Genomic DNA, 17107 nt, shown 5'->3' on the forward strand with positions numbered 1-17107 from the left:
CAGGCGGTTGCCGCGAGGAGCCTGCCCGGCGCAACTGCGTTTCCCTCTTCTCCGAATTGCGTTAGAGCAGGGTGCGCGACCACAGCCGGACGGCGCACGGTGCGGGCCTTGCAGCCGGCAGGACCCCAAACCGGCAACGAGCAGGCAAGACGGACGAGATGGCGGGGCAGAACGAAAGCGCGGCGGGCAGCAGCGACCAGGGCAACAGCGGGCTCGGTTCCCTCTTCGCGTTTTTGATCCGCGATGGCAACCTGATGCGCTCGCCCGTGCTGGCCTATGCCGTGCTGGCCAGCGTCACCCGCTCCGGCATGATCTACGCCATCAACACGCTGGCGGGCGCTGCGGCCATCGCCACCGGCGACGTGCTTCTGCTGCTGGCCGCCATCGCTTCGACGCTGACCTTCTCGCATCTGGCGCGCGTCGCCAGCTTTCGCCTCGTCGAGACTACAAAACGGCGGCTGCGCACCGAGTTGAGCCGGCGGCTGCTGGATGCGCGTGCCGACTTTCTCTCCCGCCGCGACCACGGCAAGGTCTATTCCATCGTCACCCATGAGGTGAACCAGATCTCCTATGCGTCGGTGAACTTCATCCAGTCGCTGGAAGCCGCGCTGGTGATCGCCTTCTGCATTCCCTACATCTTCTATCTGTCATGGCCGAGCGGCGTCGCGACGCTGGGCGCCGTCGTGATCGGCGCCATCGGCTACCTGCTGGCGCAAACGCCGGCGCAGGCGAGCGCGGAGCGCGCCTCGCGGACGGAATGGACCTTCTTCGACCGGGTCAACGACGTGCTGCGCGGCTACAAGGAGCTGCGGCTACGGCGCGCGCGGCGCGACGGACTGCAGGCCGACATCGTCGACGCGGCGAGCCGCGAACGCGAGCTGAAGGTCACGGCAGAGCGCTTCTTCAGTCTCGGCCAGACGGTCGCCCAAGGCGCCATGATGGGCCTCCTGTGCCTGATCGTCGTCGGCCTGCCGCTGTTCGCCGGCACACCGACGGAAACGGTGCTGCAGGTGCTGACCGTCGTCCTTCTGACCTACGGGCCCGTGGAAACGGTGATGGGCAATCTCGCCTCCTTCTCGCGCGCTGCCGTCGCCCGCAGGCTGATCGCCGGGCTGGAAAAGGACCTGATCGCGGAGGCCGAGACCGACGCCCCGACGACAGAACCTGCCGCTCCCCCTGCCCGCTTCTCACGGATCGAGCTGCGCGGCGTGACGGCAACCCTGTCTGAGGCACCGCCCGAAGGAGTGAACGCGGCCGCACCGGCCGACGACGAACGCTTTACCGTCGGGCCGCTCGACCTTGTGCTGGAACCGGGCGAAGTGGTGTTCATCAGCGGCGGCAACGGCGCTGGAAAGTCGACGTTGATCTCGCTGCTGACCGGCCTGCGCCGACCCGAGGGCGGCGAAATCCTGCTCGACGGGAAGCTGGTGACCCCGGCGAACCTTCAGGACTATCGCGACCTGTTCAGCGCGGTCTTCAGCGAGTTCCACCTCTTCTCGCGGCTCTACGGGCTGGACGAGGCCGAACAGGCAAAGGTTCCCCCGCATCTCGCAGAGCTCGACCTTGCCCACCGCGTCCGCATCGAGAATGGCGCCTTTTCGACCCTGGCGCTGTCGACAGGCCAGAAGCGGCGGCTTGCCCTCTCCGTGGCCCTCGCCGAGGCACGGCCGATCATCGTGCTGGACGAATTCGCCGCCGACCAGGACCCGGTCCGCCGCAAGCTCTTCTACGACGTGCTGGTGCCGCAGATGGCGAGGGACGGCCATCTGGTCATCGCGGTGACCCATGACGAGCACTGTTTCGACAAGTGCGACCGGCTGATCCGCATGGAAGCCGGCCGGATCCTTGCCGACACCCGCCAACCGGGGGCGGCACACGCGATGGCGGATGCCGCGTCCGGCGCCTGATCCTCAGGCCTTCACGCGGGCATTCTGCGGATCGTAGAGAGACCCGAGTTCAATCCGAGCCGGAACCCGCTCATTGGCGACGACGAGCTCGTAATTGCCGGCGCGCAGGTAAGCTTCGTTCACACCACCCGCACGGCGCACATAGCCGTAGCCGATCGGCCGGTCCACCGTGTAGCCGTAGCCGCCGCTGGACAGGTAGCCGGCAAACTCGCCATCGCGCAGGACCGTCTCGCGGCCGAGCAGCACCACGCTCTGGTCCTCCACCGTGAAGCAGGCGAGCTGCTTGCGCAGCGGCGCCGCCGCGATCCGCTCCGAAGCCTCCCGACCGAGGAACGGCAGGCCGGAGCGCAGCTTCACCGCCCAGCCGAGACCGGCCTCGAACGGGCTGTCGTTCGGCGTGATGTCGGCACCCCAGGCGCGATAGCCCTTTTCCAGGCGCAGGGATTCGATGGCGCGGTAGCCGGCCGGACGGATGCCGTGCGGGGCACCCGCCTCCATCAGGGCATCGAACACCGCGCCGGTGGCCGCGATGGGCACGTGCAGCTCCCAGCCGAGTTCTCCGACATAGGTGACGCGCAAGGCCCGCACCGGATGCCCGGCGATCTCGATCACGCGCACATGGCCGAAGGGGAACGCCTCGCCAGAAACGTCCGCGCCCGGCGCAACCGCGGCAAGCACGTCGCGCGCCTTCGGCCCCATCAGCGACAGCGTGCCGAACTCCTCGGTCACATCGACGAGGGTCGCGTTGGAGCCCGCACGCAGGTGCTCGGCGATCCAGCTTCCGTCATGAGTGCGGAAGCCGGTGCCGGTGACGATATAGAACAGATCGTCGGCAAGGCGCGCGACGGTCAGGTCGCACTCGATGCCGCCGCGGCTGTTGAGCAGCTGGGTATAGGTCAACCGGCCGGCCGGCTTGCCGACCTTGTTGGCGCAGATGAACTCCAGCTGCTCCGCCGCATCCGGCCCACGCAGCTCGAACTTGGCGAAGGACGACTGATCGAACAGGCCGACTGCCTCGCGCACGGCCCGGTGCTCCTCGCCGACCGCCTCGAACCAGTTCTGCCGGCCCATGGAATAGACGTCGCGCGGCTCGTCCTGGGCACGCGCGAACCAGTTCGGCCGCTCCCAGCCGAGCTTGGAGCCGAACACCGCCCCGCGCCCCTTGAGCCGCTCATAGAGCGGCGAGACGATGCGCGGCCGGCCGCTCGCATATTCCTCATGCGGGAAGACGATGGTGTAGTGCTTGCCATAGGCCTCCAGCGTGCGCTCGCAGACCCAGTCACGGTCGCTGTGCAGGCCGGAGAAGCGGCGGATATCGACGCTCCAAAGGTCCAGCGGCGCCTCGCCCTTCATCACCCATTCGGCCAGAACCCAGCCGGCGCCGCCGCCCGAGGCGATGCCGAAGGCATTGAAGCCCGCGCCGACATACATGTTCGCGCATTCGGGAGCCGCGCCGAGGATGAAATTGCCGTCCGGCGTGAAGCTCTCCGGCCCGTTGATCATCTGCTTGACGCCGGTCTGCTCCAGCGCGGGAACGCGATGGATCGAGTTGACCAGATGCTGCTCGAAATGGTCCCAGTCGTCCTCGAACAGCTGGAACTGGAAATCGTCCGGCACATCGCCCGTGGTCCAGGCGATCGGGTCGGGCTCGTAGCCGCCAAGGGCCAGACCGCCGACCTCCTCCTTGAAATAGGTGCGCCGGTCCGGGTCGCGCACCGTCGGGGTGTTGGAGGTGATGCCCTTGATCGGCTCGGTGATGATGTACTGGTGCTTGACCGGCTGCAGCGGCACGTTGACCCCCGCCATGGCGCCGACCTGCCGCGCCCACTGGCCGGCGCAGTTGACCACCGTGTCGCAGGCGACGCGTCCCTGCGTGGTCTCCACATGGGTGATGCGCGCCCCGTCCATGACGAAGCCGGTGACCCGGATGCCCTCGACGATCCGCACCCCGTGCATGCGCGCGCCCTTGGCCAGCGACTGGGTGATGTCGGACGGGCTGGCCTGCCCGTCGGTCGGCAGGAAGGTCGCCCCCACCAGATCGTCGACGCGCATCAATGGCCACATCGCCTTCACCTCGTCGGGCGAGAGCAGATGCATCTCCATGCCGAAGCTGCGCGCGGTGGTGGCAAGGCGGCGATACTCGGTCCACCGGTCCTCGTTGCAGGCGAGCCGCAGGCAGCCGGTCATCCGCCAGCCGGTCTCCAGACCCGTCTCGGCATCGAGCCGCTTGTAGAGGTCGACGGAGTATTTCAGCACCTGGGTGATCGAGGCGGAGGAGCGCAGCTGGCCGACCAGCCCGGCCGCGTGCCAGGTCGAGCCGCTGGTGAGCTTGCCCTGTTCAAGCAGCAGCACATCGGCCTTGTGGTCGCGCGCCAGGTGATAGGCGGTCGAACAGCCGATGATGCCGCCGCCGATGACGACGATCTGGGCCTGCTGTGGAAGCGACATGGAACTAACCCTTTCCGAAACGGAGGCGGTAGCTGGCAAGCGCCGCCTCATAGGCGGCGAGCGTTTCTGCGGTGTAGGCGACGTAGTCGACGCCCGGCGCGTCGAGATGCAGTTCGGAGACGAGGCTCCAGAGGGTCTCGCGCAACAGCGAGGCGACCTGCATCGCTACATGGGCATGCAGGAAGGCCTCATCCGCCGGCGCGTCGAGATAGGCCGCCAGCAGGTCTTCGGTCTCCAGCTGCGAGAAGCCCGCGTTGGAGGCGATGCCGGCAAGGTCGAACATCGCCGTGCCGAAGCCGGCATATTCGAAGTCGATCAGCCACAGACGATTGCCGTCGTCGATGAAGTTCGCGGGCAGCAGGTCGTGATGACCGAAGACGATGGGCAGCGCCACCTGCGCCTCCTCCATCTCCTGCGCTACAGTGAGGAATTCCAGCAAGCGGCCCGCCATGCGCGAGTTGCCGGCAACCAGTGTGCGGGCATAGTCGCGGATGACGTGGAAGACCCAGAAGATGAAGCCGGGCCCGCTGACCCGTGCGCCCATGCCTGTGTGGAAGCGCCGGATGAGCGCCGCGACATCGGCCCGCCGGGCACGGACGTCTTCAGGCCCGAAGGTGTGCCCGTCGATGAAGCGGGAGACCATGATGCCGGGCTCGACATGCACCAGCTCCGGCGCAAGGCCGAGATCGACAGCCGCCCGGGTCACCATCGCCTCGCGGGCCCGCTCCACGTGATGGAACGGGAAGTCCTGGCCAAGGCGCACCACGAAGGCCCCTTCGCGATCGCGAACGCGAAAGCTGGCATTGGACAGCCCGCCGTGCAGCGGCTCGATCTCGATGGGGCCGGACCAGACCGGCAGGGTGGCGATCCTGTCGCGCGTCGGGGCGGTGCCGGGCGCATCGCTCATGAGCGTCCTCCTGCGGTGTCGTCGAGACCGAGGCGCTGCCGGCTGCGCTCTGCGGCAGCGGCGATCAGCCGGTCGGCGATGATGGCGATGAAGGCGACGGCAAGACCGGCGACGAGACCGCGTCCGGTATCGGCCTTGGTGAGCGCGATATAGACCTCCTGACCAAGGTCCCGCGTGCCGACCAGGGCGGTGATCACCAGCATCGACAGCGCCAGCATGATGGTCTGGTTGATGCCGAGCAGGATCTCCGGCAGGGCGAGCCGCAGGCGGATCTTGGTCATCAGCTGCCACGGCGTCGCCCCGGCGACGAGCCCCGCCTCGACCAGCTGCGGGTTCACCTGGCGCAGCCCGTGCGCGGTGTAGCGGATGGCCGGCGCCACCGCATAGGCAACGACCGCGATCATGGCGGTGAAGTCGCCAACGCGGAACAGCATCACCGCCGGCATCAGGTAGACGAAGGAGGGCAGCGTCTGCAGCGTGTCGATGACCAGTTCCACGCCCTTCCACACCCGCTCGCGCGTGGAAGCGAGAATGCCGACGGGAATGCCGATCATGCAGGCGATGACGACGGAGATGCCGCACAGATAAACGGTCACCATCGCCTTTTCCCACTGGCCGGTGAAGGCAATCAGCGAGGCGAGCACACAGACCAGAAGCGCCAGCCGCCAGCCGCCGAGCCGCCAGCCGAGCAGGCCAAGCAGCCCGGTGACGCCAAGCCACGGCAGGCCGGCGAGGAACCGCTTAACCGGAACCAGGATGTTGAGCAGCAGCGCGTTCTTCACCGCCTCGATCTGGTCGAAGAAGTTGACGTTGATCCAGCCGACGATGTCGCTGCCGACCGAGCCGGTGGAGAGCTGCAGGGCCTTGGGATAGGCCTGGATAGGCGCCGCGACGAGGCCGGCAAGGGCCGTGATCAGCACCAGCAGACAACCGGCAACCGTATAGGGGTGGCGCGCAAGCAGCCCCTTTCGCTGCGCGCCTTCCGCCTCGTGCTCGGGACGGCGGCCGGCAAAGGCCTGGCTCAGCCTGTCGAGGGCGATGGCGAGTGCGACGATGGCAAGGCCCGCCTCGATGCCGGCACCGATGTCGAGCCGCCTCAGGGCCGCCAGCACGTCGAAGCCGAGCCCGCCCGCGCCGATCATCGAGGCGATGATGACCATGTTGAGCGACAGCATGATCACCTGGTTGACGCCGACCATCAGCCCAGGCCGCGCACTCGGCACCAGAATGCGCCAGGTCATCTGCCGCCGCGAGCAGCCGGTCATCCGCCCGAGTTCATGCGCCTCTTCCGGCACGGCGCGCAGGGCCAGCAGGCTGATGCGGGTCATCGGCGGCAGGGCATAGATGATCGTCGCGACGATGGCCGCCGTCGGGCCGAAGCCGAACAGAAACAGGATCGGCACCAGATAGGCGAAGACCGGCACGGTCTGCATCAGGTCGAGCACCGGCCGCAAGGCCTTGTCGAACACCCGCCAGCGGAAGGCGGCAAGCCCCAGCAGCAGCCCGCCGACGACCCCGACCGGCACGGCGATCAGGATGGAGGCGAGCGTCACCATCGCGCTGGTCCACTGGCCGAATATCGCCAGGAAGGCGAAACAGCCGCCAACCAGGAGAGCGAGCCGGCGCCCGCCGGCATAGTGGCCCATCAGCATCGCGATGCCGGTGACCGCGATCCAGGACAGCGGCGGCAGAAGCTGCACGGCGGCGCTGCCTCGCCCATCGAGAATGCCGGTTGACAGCAGACCGAGGACAAAACGGTAAGGCGCCTCGACCATTGCGGCGAGGAAGCGGGTAAAATCGGTGAAGGTGAAGAGGCCGAAGCTCGCATCCTCGACCAGCCAGCGCATCGCCGCGCCGATCCAGCGCTGCAGCGGAATGCGCCAGCCGCGCGGTATGTCGAAGGCCCAGCCGGCATAGGGCTCGCCGAACTGCCAGAGCAGGACGAAGGCGACCAGGCCGATGCCCCAGACCATCTGCCAGCGGCGGCGGCTCTCCCGGCTGCCGGAACCGGCGGGGGCGACAGGCGCGGCTGGCGAGCGCGCGATGCTGGCGGCCTCGCTCATGCTCAACCCTGCATCATCACGGTGACGACCGCATCGCGGGTCAGGCGCCCGAGCACCCGTCCGTCCCGCGCACGCACGCCTATTTCCTGCAAACCGCCGGCAAAGAGCGAGGCGGTATCGGCAATGGGCGCGCCCTCTTCGACCGTCGGCGCATCTGTCGGGGCAGCGCCTACCTCCATCAGGCTGCCGACGCGGACGACCTTCGCCCGCGCCACCCCACGGGTGAACTCGGCGACATAATCGTCCGCCGGCCGCAGCACCAGATCCTCCGGTGTGCCGACCTGCACCACGGCGCCGTCCTTCATGATGGCGATGCGGTCGGCCAGGCGGATCGCCTCGTCGAAATCGTGGGTAATGAAGACGATGGTCTTGCGCAGCACCGACTGCAGGCGGATGAACTCGTCCTGCATCTCGCGCCGGATCAGCGGATCGAGCGCGGAGAACGGCTCGTCGAGGAACCACAGTTCCGGCTCCACCGCGAGCGAACGGGCAATGCCCACCCGCTGCTGCTGGCCGCCGGACAGCTCGCGCGGGAAGAAGCCCTCGCGCCCCTCGAGACCGACCAGCGAAATCATCTGCCGGGCCCGCGCCTCGCGCTCCGCACGCCCCACGCCCTGCACCTCTAGCGGGAAGGCGACATTGCCCAGCACGGACAGATGCGGCAGCAGCGCGAAGTGCTGGAACACCATGCCCATGTGGTGGCGGCGGATCTCGATCATCCGCTTCGGACTGGCGGCGAGCAGGTTCTCGCCGTTGAACAGGATCTCGCCATGGGTCGGCTCGACCAGCCGCGACAGGCAGCGCACCAGCGTCGACTTGCCGGAGCCGGACAGCCCCATGATCACGAAGATCTCGCCCTCACGGACGCCGAGATTGACGTTGCGCACCGCACCGACCAGTCCGGCCTGTGCCAACCGGCCGCTGTCCGCGGCCTCAGGGCGGTCGATCGGGTAGCCTTCGGCACTAGCGCCGAACAGCTTCCAGACCGCGCGGCATTCGAGCTTTGTCACGGATGGCGCGGCTGCGGGCGCTGCGCCCTGCTGCATTGAAGTGGTCACGGGTGGAAAGCCTCGGCTTGCGTGTCCCGCCCTCGACGGCCCGCCGCAGAAAGCTCTGGCGGAACCGCGGCAGGGCGAAAAGAGGCTGCCGCCGCCCCGGGGACGGAAGACGGCGACAGCCAGTCGGGCAAGGGTGTTACTTGATCCACTCCGACCAGCGGCCGGTATTGGCTTCCATCCAGGCGGCAACCACGTCCTCGACGCTCTGTCCGTCAAGGTCGACCTTGGTGATCATCCCGCCCATCTCGTCATTGTCGACGGAGAAGGCCGAGATCGCCTTGTGTGCGCCGGGCCACTTCTCCTTCACGCCCGACCAGGCGACCTTCCAGATCGGCCCGCGCGGCTTGCCGCAATCATAGGCCATATCCGGATTGGAGCCCCAGGCGGGGTCCTCGTAGCAAGCCTTCTCGTAGGTCGGGAACTCGATCCACTCGCCCTCGTATTTCTGCGGCGCCCAGTGCGGGGCATAGACCCACAGGATGATCGGCGCCTTGCGCTGATAGGCCGATTCCAGCTCGGCGAAGAGCGCTGCATCCGTCCCTGCGTGAACCACCTCGAACGGCAGATCGAGCGCCTCGACGCGCTCGTCGTCATAGCCGCCCCAGGTCACTGGAGCTCCCAGATACCGGCCCTTCGGTGCAGTCTCCGCAGTGGAGAAGGCCTCGGCGCAGGCATCGCTTTTCAGCGCTTCCCAGTTGGGCAGGCCCGGGCAGAGCTCCTTCATGTAGCTGGGATACCACCACTCCTCGATGGCCAGCATGCCGCTGTCGCCGAGATTCTCGACCTGCCCGGTGGCGGTCGCCTCGTCCAGCGCATCGCGTCCAGTGGTCTCCCAGATCTCCATCGCCACATGCAGATCGCCGGTCTTGAGGCCAGCGAACTGGGCAATGTAGTCGGCCTGGACGTACTCGACGTTGTAGCCGGCCTTCTTCAGCACCTCGCCCATGATCTGCGTGGTGATGAGCTGGCCGGTCCAGTCGTGCAACGTCAGGCGGATGGGGTCTGTGCTTTCCGCGGCTCGCACGGGCGTCCCTGCAAGGACGGTTGCGGCCATCAGGGCGGACAGGATGGCTGCCGCCGGGCGGACATGTGTCATGGCTGGTTCCCTCTGTATGCGCTCTGGAGGCAGCGCCCGCCCTTGTCGGATCTCTTCGGCGCCGTCACAGGATCGTCACCTCGACTGCCAAACCTGTCAATGGATTTGAGGGATAAAATTGGCAAATACGTCAATTGGTGTGGCTTTTTGATATTTAATGACCGATATTGCCACAAAAGCCACACACTCAGCCAAATCAATCCACTGCGACCGGTGCCATGACCTTCAGCAAGCGTCAGACCCTGATACTGGAAAGCGCCCGCCGCTCGGGCAGCGCCCGCATCGCCGACCTGGCGGCCGAGTTGGACGTCTCGCTGGAGACGATCCGCCGCGACATCCGCTCGCTGGTGGAGACCGGTGAGATCGTCAAGTCGCACGGGCTGGTCAGCCTGGCGCGGCAGGACATGGAGGCCCCGTTCGAGCGTCGCATGCGGGAGAACCTCGACGCCAAGATCCGCATCGCCCGCCATGTCGCGGCAGGCATCGCCGACGGCGACAGCGTCATGATGGACACTGGCACCACGACGAGCGTGCTGGCGCGCGAACTGCGCGGCAAGACCGGTCTGACCATCGTCACCAATTCGTCGGACGTCGCCAGGACCCTGGCGACCGTGAACGGCAACAAGGTCTACATGGCCGGCGGCGAGCTGCATGGCGACAACGGCGCCGCCTTCGGCCGCTCGGCCATCGACTTCGTTTCCGCCTTCCGCGTCCGCCATGTGGTGATCTCCATCGCCGCCATCGATCCGGTGGGCGGGCTGATGGACTACCACCTTGCCGAGGCGGATTTCGCCCGCACCGTGCTCGGCTGCGGCGAGACGCGCACGGTCATCACCGACCACAGCAAGTTCAACCGCCGCGCGCTGGTGCGGGTCGCGGGCTTCCTCGACGTCGACCGGATCGTCACCGACATGGCTCCGCCGCCGGAGATCACCGAGCGACTTCTGGCCGCCGGCACCGCCCTTGAGATCGCTGCGTAAGACGGCATCCCGGCACGGCCACGCGATTGCCATGGAACTGCCGTTTGCCGTTGACCGGATTCTCCATTAGGAAACGGGCAACATCCTGCCCCTTCCATCCGGAGGCACTTTTTCATGGCCGACCTCATCGTCGACGGCGGACACCCGATCTCGGGGACCGTCAGTCCGTCGGGCAACAAGAACGCCGTTTTGCCGATGCTCTGCGCCACCCTGCTCACCGACGAGCCGGTGACGCTGGAGAACGTCCCAGAGATCAGCGACGTCGCCAAGATCCTCGCCTATTTCGAGAGCATGGGCTCGACCGTCGCTCGTGCCGACGACGGCGCGACCCTGACAATCCGTCACGACTTCGAAGCCTTCCGCGACCGCGATGCAGACCTGCCGCTCGGCATCCGCTCCGCCGTGCTGTTGCTCGCCCCCGTCATGGTGCGCACCGGCACCCTCACCTTCGACACGGACGCCAAGGGCTGCGCCCTCGGCCTGCGCGAGATCGATCCGCATCTGGAGATCCTGGAGCAGTTCGGCGCCCGCATCGTCGCGACGCACCCTTACGACATCCGCCGCGAGGACCGGCTCAAGGGCCAGGCGATCTGGGCCGACTACGCGTCGGTGACCGCGACCGAGACCTTCGCGATGATCGCCGCCACGGCGGAGGGCTCCTCCGTGCTGATGAACGCGGCCTCCGAGCCGCACGTCCAGGCGCTGTGCGAGATGCTGCGTTCCATGGGCGCGAAGATCGACGGGCTCGGCACCTCGCGCCTCAGCGTGACCGGCGTCGAGCGCCTGTCGGGCACCCGCGTGCGCGTGCCGGACGACCACCACGAGGTTGCGACGTTCCTCGCCATCGGCGGGGTCACCGGCGGCCGCCTGACCGTCAAGACCGACATCACCCCGCATATGACGCTGATCCTGCGCCAGTTCGAAAAGCTCGGCCTGCAATTCGAGACCACGGACGACTCGATCACCGTCACCGGCTGGACCCGCGAGATTTCGCGCCCCTATACCCGCGAGATGCTGCCGAAGATCGAGGCGGCTCCCTGGCCGTATTTCCCGGCCGACCTGCTGCCGCAGGCTATCGGCGTCGCCGTCGGCTGCCACAGCGAGATCATGTTCTGGAACAAGATCTACGAGGGCGCGCTGGCCTGGAGCTCGGAATTGGCGAAGTTCGGCGCCAGGGTGCACCTGTCCGATCCGCATCGCCTGATCGTCTTCGGCGGCAACAACCTGCGGCCGGCGGAAGTCGAGGCGCCCTACATCATCCGCGTGGTGCTCGGCCTGTTCCTTGCCGCGATCCAGGTCGAAGGACAGTCGACCATCCGCAAGGCCGACCCGATCCGCCGCGCCCACCCGCGCTTCGTCGAGAAGCTGACTGAGCTGGGCGCGCAGGTCCGCTGGGCCTGATATCCCTTGCGCGAAAGCGACCGCCCGTGTCGCTTTCGCGCGTCTGGACATCCTCCCCGTCGCCGTTAGCCTGAAAGGGCCGACCAACGCGCGATCAGGAGGAAACGCGATGAAGCTTGCCGGACTCGAGACATTCGTGGTCGGCAATCCGCCGCCCGGCTTCGGCGGCCGCTATTTCGTCTTCGTCAAGCTCACCACGGCCTGTGGTATTGTCGGCTACGGTGAGATCTATGCGGCGAGCTTCGGTCCCGACGCGATGACGCGTCTTACCGAGGATGTCTTCGCCCGCTATCTGGACGGGGCTGATCCCTTCGCCATCGAGGTCTTCTTCCGCAGGGCCTACGGCTCCGGCTTCACCCAGCGCCCGGACCCGACCATGTGCGGGGTGGTCAGCGGCCTCGAAATGGCGATGTGGGACATCATCGGCAAGGCACTCGGCAAGCCGGTTCATGCCCTGCTCGGCGGGCGCGTGCACGAACGGCTGCGCTCCTACACCTATCTCTACCCGAAGGGCGACGAGGACCACGCGGCCTTCTACGGCGATCCGGACCTGTCGGCCCAGCGCGCAGCCGAATATGTCGATGAGGGCTTCACGGCGGTGAAGTTCGATCCTGCCGGCCCCTACTCCGTGCATGGTGGGCGCCAGCCGGATCTGGAGGATCTCGAGCGCAGCGAACTCTTCTGCCGCCGCCTCCGCGAAGCGGTCGGCGACCGGGCGGATCTCCTGTTCGGGACCCATGGCCAGTTCACCGCATCGGGCGCGCTCCGCCTTGCCCGCCGGATCGAGCCCTACGATCCGCTCTGGTTCGAGGAGCCGGTGCCGCCCGACATGCCGGAGGAAATGGCGAAGGTGGCGCGCGGAACCGCGATCCCGGTTGCGACCGGCGAGCGGCTTTGTACCAAATGGGAGTTCGCCCGTCTGCTGTCGACGGGCGCCGCCTCGATCCTGCAGATGAATCTCGGCCGCGTCGGCGGCTTGCTGGAGGCCAAGAAGATCGCCGGAATGGCGGAGGCCTGGCACGCCCAGATCGCGCCTCACCTTTATTGCGGGCCCATTGCCGCGGCCGCGAACATCCAGCTTGCCGCCTGCTCGCCGAACTTCCTGATCCTGGAATCGATCCGCCGGTTCGACGGCTTCCACGCCGACATTCTGAAGACGCCGCTGCGCTGGGAGAACGGCTATGTCACCGTGCCCGATGCGCCGGGCCTCGGCGTCGAGCTCGACGAGGACGTTGCCCGCGCGCATCCCTACACGGGGCGCGCGCTGCATCTGGACATGACCCAGCATCCGGTCGATCCCATCCGGGATCGCCGGTTTCCAAGGGATGGCGAAGCGTGATCAGTCGCCGCCGTTGAGGTCCCGGTCGAGCCTTGCACCGACGGACAACACGCGCTCGTCGTGCCCCTTGATCCCACCGATCATCAGCGCGCCGGGACGACCGGCACCGGTGGTGTGCGTCGGCATAGACATCGCGCAAGCATCGGCAAGATTGAGCAAGGAGGTGTTGCGCAACATCGCCGCGTTGATGCGGTCGAAATCCGCCAGCGTGTCCGAAATGCTCGGCGGAAAGATCTGCAGCGTCGGAGCGATCAGCGCGTCAAAGCCCGACAGCGCCTCCGCCGTACGCGCGATGACCTCGATGCGGGCCGCCCGCGCCTCGGCCAGCTCGTCGTCGCTCAGCGTCTCGCGGAAGCGGATACGGGTCAGCACCCGCGGATCGCCGACGCTGACGAGCGTGTCGAGATGATCCCCGTAGAGCTCATGGGCCTCGGCGGAGACGAGGATCTTGTTGAGCAGCAGCGCTTCGTGCAGGAACCCCAGATCGAGCGGCACGAGCTCGTGGCCGGCCTCGACAAGGCGCGCCTTGGCCGCCTCGAAGTGGCTGCGCGACCACTCGTCCAGATCGTTGGTGAAGGCGTTCTCCGGCACCGCCAGACGCAGGCTGCCGGCCGGTGCCTCGACACCGGGCGCATCACCGCCGCTCATCACCTGATAGGCCGCCAGCATTGTGGCGAAATCGGTGGCCAGCGGGCCGCAGGTATCGAAGGAAACCGCCAACGGATGCACCCCGTCGAGCGGCACCTTGTCCTGGCTCGGCTTGTAGCCGTAGAGGCCGTTGATGGCAGAGGGAATGCGGATCGAGCCGCCGGTGTCGGTACCGAGCGCGATCTCGCACAGGCGAAGGCCCACCGTCACGCCGCCGCCCGAGGTCGAGCCGCCGGGAATGCCGCCCTCCTCGAAGACGTTCGAAGGCGTACCGTAATGCGGGTTGATGCCGACGCCCGAATAGGCGAACTCGCTCATCGTGGTCCGGCCGAACGGCACGCCGCCGGCCGCCTTGATCCGTGCGACGACCGGGCAGTCCTCGGTTGCCGGCTCCCGGTCCTTCAGCAGCAGCGAGGCCGCCGTAGTGCGTTGGCCCGCCTCGTCGTAGAGGTCCTTGACGGAGACCAGCATCCCGGCGAGCGGCAGCGGCCTGTCGGCGGACGCGACAAGGGCCTCCGCCTCGGCCGCCGCCTGCAGGATGCGGGTGGGAGAGAACTCGGTGAAGAGCGCCGATGCCGCGTCTCCCAGAGCCTCGACGCGTCCGATCGCAGCCCTGGCCTTCTCGACAATCTCACCCATTCACCTGTCTCCTCCTGTGCCGCGCGGACCGTCCGCCGGCGGCAGCTGTCCTGCGACCGTTGCCTCAGGCGACGATCGGCAGAACCGTGATCTCGTAGCTGTGACCGATGCTGCGGCCGAGCACCGGATCGCGAAGCTCCATCCTGAACGCCGCCGCCGGGCGCACGCCGCCGATGGCGCCGAGCGTTCCGCACAGCATGGCGACGCAGTCACCGCGCTCGCGGGCGGCATCCATTCCCGACCCCTCGATCAGATCGGCGAGCGGGCGGATCGAGCCGACCTTGCCGTCCTGATAGGGGATCCAGTCACCGGCCGCATCCTCCTTGATCCACGAGCGCAGTTCAAGCGCATCGAGATGCCCGGCAACCTCGTCGAACAGCCAGAGTTCGCCGGCCACGGGCTTCGCGCAAGCCTGCTTGGACAGCGCCACGGAATGAGCTTCCAGGTCGCGGTCCGTATGGTCGGAGGCAAGACCGATATGAAGCACGCCGTCCTTCGCCAGCAGGAAGGGCTCGACCTCGCCGGAGGTGCCGCCGCCGACGACTTGGATGCGGCTTTCGCGCGTCAGGAGATCTGCGGCGGTACGATAGTAGAGCGGCACGGTGGACGGCGGCGCCACGCCGATTTCCGCCAGCTCGTCGATGTGATGACGGATCGCCTCCGGATCCCGGCCGGTCCAGCCGGCAACGGTCAGGTCAGCAACGTGGGCGACAAGCGGCGCGCCGTTCAGGGTGAACTCCATGGGAAGCTCCTTGAAAAAGGGAAAAGGGCCTGCGCCTGCGCCGGATCAGAGCGATCCGGGCAGGAACAGGGCGATTTGCGGGAAGACGATGAGGGCGGCGACCATGGCGAGCATCACCAGGACGTAGGGGATGCAGCCGAGCATCACCTCGCTCAGCGAGCCGGACTTGCGCGCGCCCTGCACCACGTAGAGGTTGAGCCCGACGGGCGGCGTGATCAGCGCCATTTCCACCAGCACGATCATCATCACCCCGAACCAGACCTTGTCGTAGCCGAGCCCGACCATGATCGGCACGACGATGGGAATGGTCGCGACCATCAGCGACAGCGTCTCGATGAAGAAGCCGAGAACGATGTAGAGGACGATGACCACCAGCAGCGTGCCGAAGGGTGACAGGTTCAGGCTGTCGAACAGGTCCTGAAGCTCGCGGCCGAGCCCGGCCGAGGCCAGCGTGAAGTTGAGGAAATAGGCGCCGGTAATGATCAGCATGATCATCGCGGTGATGCGCACGGTGCCGAGCAGGCTCTCGCGCAGCATCGCCGAGGAGACGCCGCCGTTGAACAGCGCGATCAGCAGCGCCATGGCAACGCCCACAGCCGCCGACTCGGTCGGCGTGGCCCAGCCCGCATAGATCGATCCGATCACCACCGTGAACAGGATGAAGATCGGTACCAGTTGGACGAGGGCCGCGAAACGCTCGCCCCAGGTGAAGCTGCGGCTCGGACCGCCGAGCGAGGGGCGGATCTTGCACAGCACCGCCGTCACGATCATGAAGGCGACCGCCATCAGCAGCCCCGGCAGGAGACCGGCCAGGAACAGGCGTGGGATCGAGGTCTCGGTCAGGAAGCCGTAGACGATCAGGTTGATCGACGGCGGGATCAGGATACCGAGCGTGCCGCCGGCGGCAATCGCTCCGGAAAACAGCTTGGGATCGTAGCCCAGCCGCTCGGCCTGGGGCATGGCCACGGTGGCGACCGTCGCGGCGGTTGCGACGGAGGAGCCGGAGGTGGCGGAGAACATCGTCGCCGTGCCGATATTGGCATGGACCAGCCCGCCCGGCAGCCAGGACACCCACTTGTCGAGCGAGCCGTAGGTCTTCTCGGCAATGCCGCCGCGCACAAGGATCTCGCCGAGCAGCACGAAGAAGGGAATCGCGATCAGCGTGGCGGAATCGGACGCCGACCAGACCACCTGCCCGAGGCCACGGATCAACGGAAAGACCGAGAAGAACTCGGAAATGCCGAAGCCGAGCAGGAACAGGACGATGCCGACGGGAATGGACAGCGAAAGGAGCCCGAGCAGGGCGATGGCGACGCTTCCGATCATTTGCCGTCCTCCGCTTCGCCGCGTGCGCCGATCATCGCGTCGGCGTTCTGGAAGTCGCCGCGCAGCACGGTGGCCAGCGCCAGCAGGACCAGAAGGCAGGAGGAAATTGCAAACCACACCCAGCCGGAGAACCAGACGGCCTGCGGGATCCACAGGGGTGTCTCCAGGGCCGTATTGGCCCGCGAACCCCGAACCAGCGTCTTTTCCAGAACCGGCCAGGCCTGATAGGCGATGATGCAGACCGTGCCGGCGGCAATGCTCATCGCGAAGATGTCGAGCATGGCCCGCCCGCGCGTCTGCAGCTTCTGGCGCACCAGATCGATGCGCACATGGGCAAGCTCGGTCAGCGCATAGGACAGGCCCCAGCTTGCGACCGCGGCCATCACATATCCGGAGATTTCGTCCGAACCGCCGAACGAATGGCCGAACTGTCTTAGCGTGATGTCGACGATCACGAAGCCTGCGGTCACCAGCACGACGATGCCGACCAGCAGGGCAAGTCCGGAATTTATGCGGCGGAGGGCCGCGGCAAGATTGTCCGTCATGTCGCGGC

Annotated in this window: 13 protein-coding genes; 4 read left to right on the top strand and 9 right to left on the bottom strand. The window is 67.1% G+C overall.

Going from position 1 to position 17107, the window contains the following annotated elements; translation table 11 throughout:
• Nucleotides 1-158: 158 nt before the first annotated feature.
• Nucleotides 159-1907: a cyclic peptide export ABC transporter gene (locus H7H34_RS18065; RefSeq protein ID WP_185926017.1), complete on the top strand. Its 1749-nt coding sequence runs from the start codon at nt 159-161 to the stop codon at nt 1905-1907.
• A gap of 3 nt (nt 1908-1910) precedes the next feature.
• Here the strand turns inward: H7H34_RS18065 and H7H34_RS18070 are convergent, their stop codons facing one another.
• The 5 genes from H7H34_RS18070 to H7H34_RS18090 form a co-directional block, all read right to left on the bottom strand.
• Nucleotides 1911-4355 carry a GcvT family protein gene (locus H7H34_RS18070; protein WP_185926018.1) on the bottom strand — a complete coding sequence of 815 codons (2445 nt, stop codon included), beginning with the start codon at nt 4353-4355 and terminating at the stop codon, nt 1911-1913.
• Nucleotides 4356-4359: 4 nt separating this feature from the next.
• Entirely contained in the window at nt 4360-5262 is a 903-nt protein-coding gene (locus H7H34_RS18075) for a choline kinase family protein (RefSeq protein WP_185926019.1), read from the bottom strand.
• On the bottom strand, nt 5259-7325 hold the full coding sequence (locus H7H34_RS18080; RefSeq protein ID WP_209006248.1) for an ABC transporter permease: 2067 nt from the start codon (nt 7323-7325) through the stop codon (nt 5259-5261). The genes H7H34_RS18075 and H7H34_RS18080 overlap by 4 nt, the downstream gene beginning before the upstream one ends.
• A 2-nt stretch (nt 7326-7327) precedes the next feature.
• The gene (locus H7H34_RS18085; protein WP_185926596.1) at nt 7328-8371 is read right to left on the bottom strand and encodes a quaternary amine ABC transporter ATP-binding protein; all 1044 of its coding nucleotides are present in this window, start codon (nt 8369-8371) and stop codon (nt 7328-7330) included.
• 148 nt (nt 8372-8519) lie between these two features.
• Nucleotides 8520-9437, bottom strand: a complete 918-nt coding sequence (locus H7H34_RS18090; RefSeq protein ID WP_120269745.1) for an ABC transporter substrate-binding protein — start codon at nt 9435-9437, stop codon at nt 8520-8522.
• A gap of 260 nt (nt 9438-9697) precedes the next feature.
• On the opposite strand from H7H34_RS18090, the gene H7H34_RS18095 reads away from it, so the two are divergent.
• The 3 genes from H7H34_RS18095 (at nt 9698) to H7H34_RS18105 (ending at nt 13199) form a co-directional block, all read left to right on the top strand.
• Nucleotides 9698-10459 (top strand): DeoR/GlpR family DNA-binding transcription regulator, encoded by a 762-nt coding sequence (locus H7H34_RS18095; protein WP_185926021.1) that lies wholly within the window; start codon nt 9698-9700, stop codon nt 10457-10459.
• A gap of 114 nt (nt 10460-10573) precedes the next feature.
• Nucleotides 10574-11860 carry a UDP-N-acetylglucosamine 1-carboxyvinyltransferase gene (locus H7H34_RS18100; protein WP_120269501.1) on the top strand — a complete coding sequence of 429 codons (1287 nt, stop codon included), beginning with the start codon at nt 10574-10576 and terminating at the stop codon, nt 11858-11860.
• 109 nt (nt 11861-11969) lie between these two features.
• Nucleotides 11970-13199 (top strand): mandelate racemase/muconate lactonizing enzyme family protein, encoded by a 1230-nt coding sequence (locus tag H7H34_RS18105; protein WP_185926022.1) that lies wholly within the window; start codon nt 11970-11972, stop codon nt 13197-13199.
• Here H7H34_RS18105 and H7H34_RS18110 read toward each other — a convergent pair whose 3' ends face one another.
• The 4 genes from H7H34_RS18110 to H7H34_RS18125 form a co-directional block, all read right to left on the bottom strand.
• The gene (locus tag H7H34_RS18110) at nt 13200-14486 is read right to left on the bottom strand and encodes an amidase family protein (protein WP_185926023.1); all 1287 of its coding nucleotides are present in this window, start codon (nt 14484-14486) and stop codon (nt 13200-13202) included.
• Between the two features lie 64 nt (nt 14487-14550).
• Nucleotides 14551-15228: a DUF2848 domain-containing protein gene (locus H7H34_RS18115; protein WP_120269504.1), complete on the bottom strand. Its 678-nt coding sequence runs from the start codon at nt 15226-15228 to the stop codon at nt 14551-14553.
• A 45-nt stretch (nt 15229-15273) separates the two neighbouring features.
• Nucleotides 15274-16554 (bottom strand): TRAP transporter large permease, encoded by a 1281-nt coding sequence (locus H7H34_RS18120; protein ID WP_120269505.1) that lies wholly within the window; start codon nt 16552-16554, stop codon nt 15274-15276.
• The gene (locus H7H34_RS18125) at nt 16551-17099 is read right to left on the bottom strand and encodes a TRAP transporter small permease subunit (protein ID WP_185926024.1); all 549 of its coding nucleotides are present in this window, start codon (nt 17097-17099) and stop codon (nt 16551-16553) included. The genes H7H34_RS18120 and H7H34_RS18125 overlap by 4 nt, the downstream gene beginning before the upstream one ends.
• Nucleotides 17100-17107: the final 8 nt, after the last annotated feature.

This window comes from Stappia sp. 28M-7, assembly GCF_014252955.1.
Taxonomy (GTDB): Bacteria; Pseudomonadota; Alphaproteobacteria; order Rhizobiales; family Stappiaceae; genus Stappia.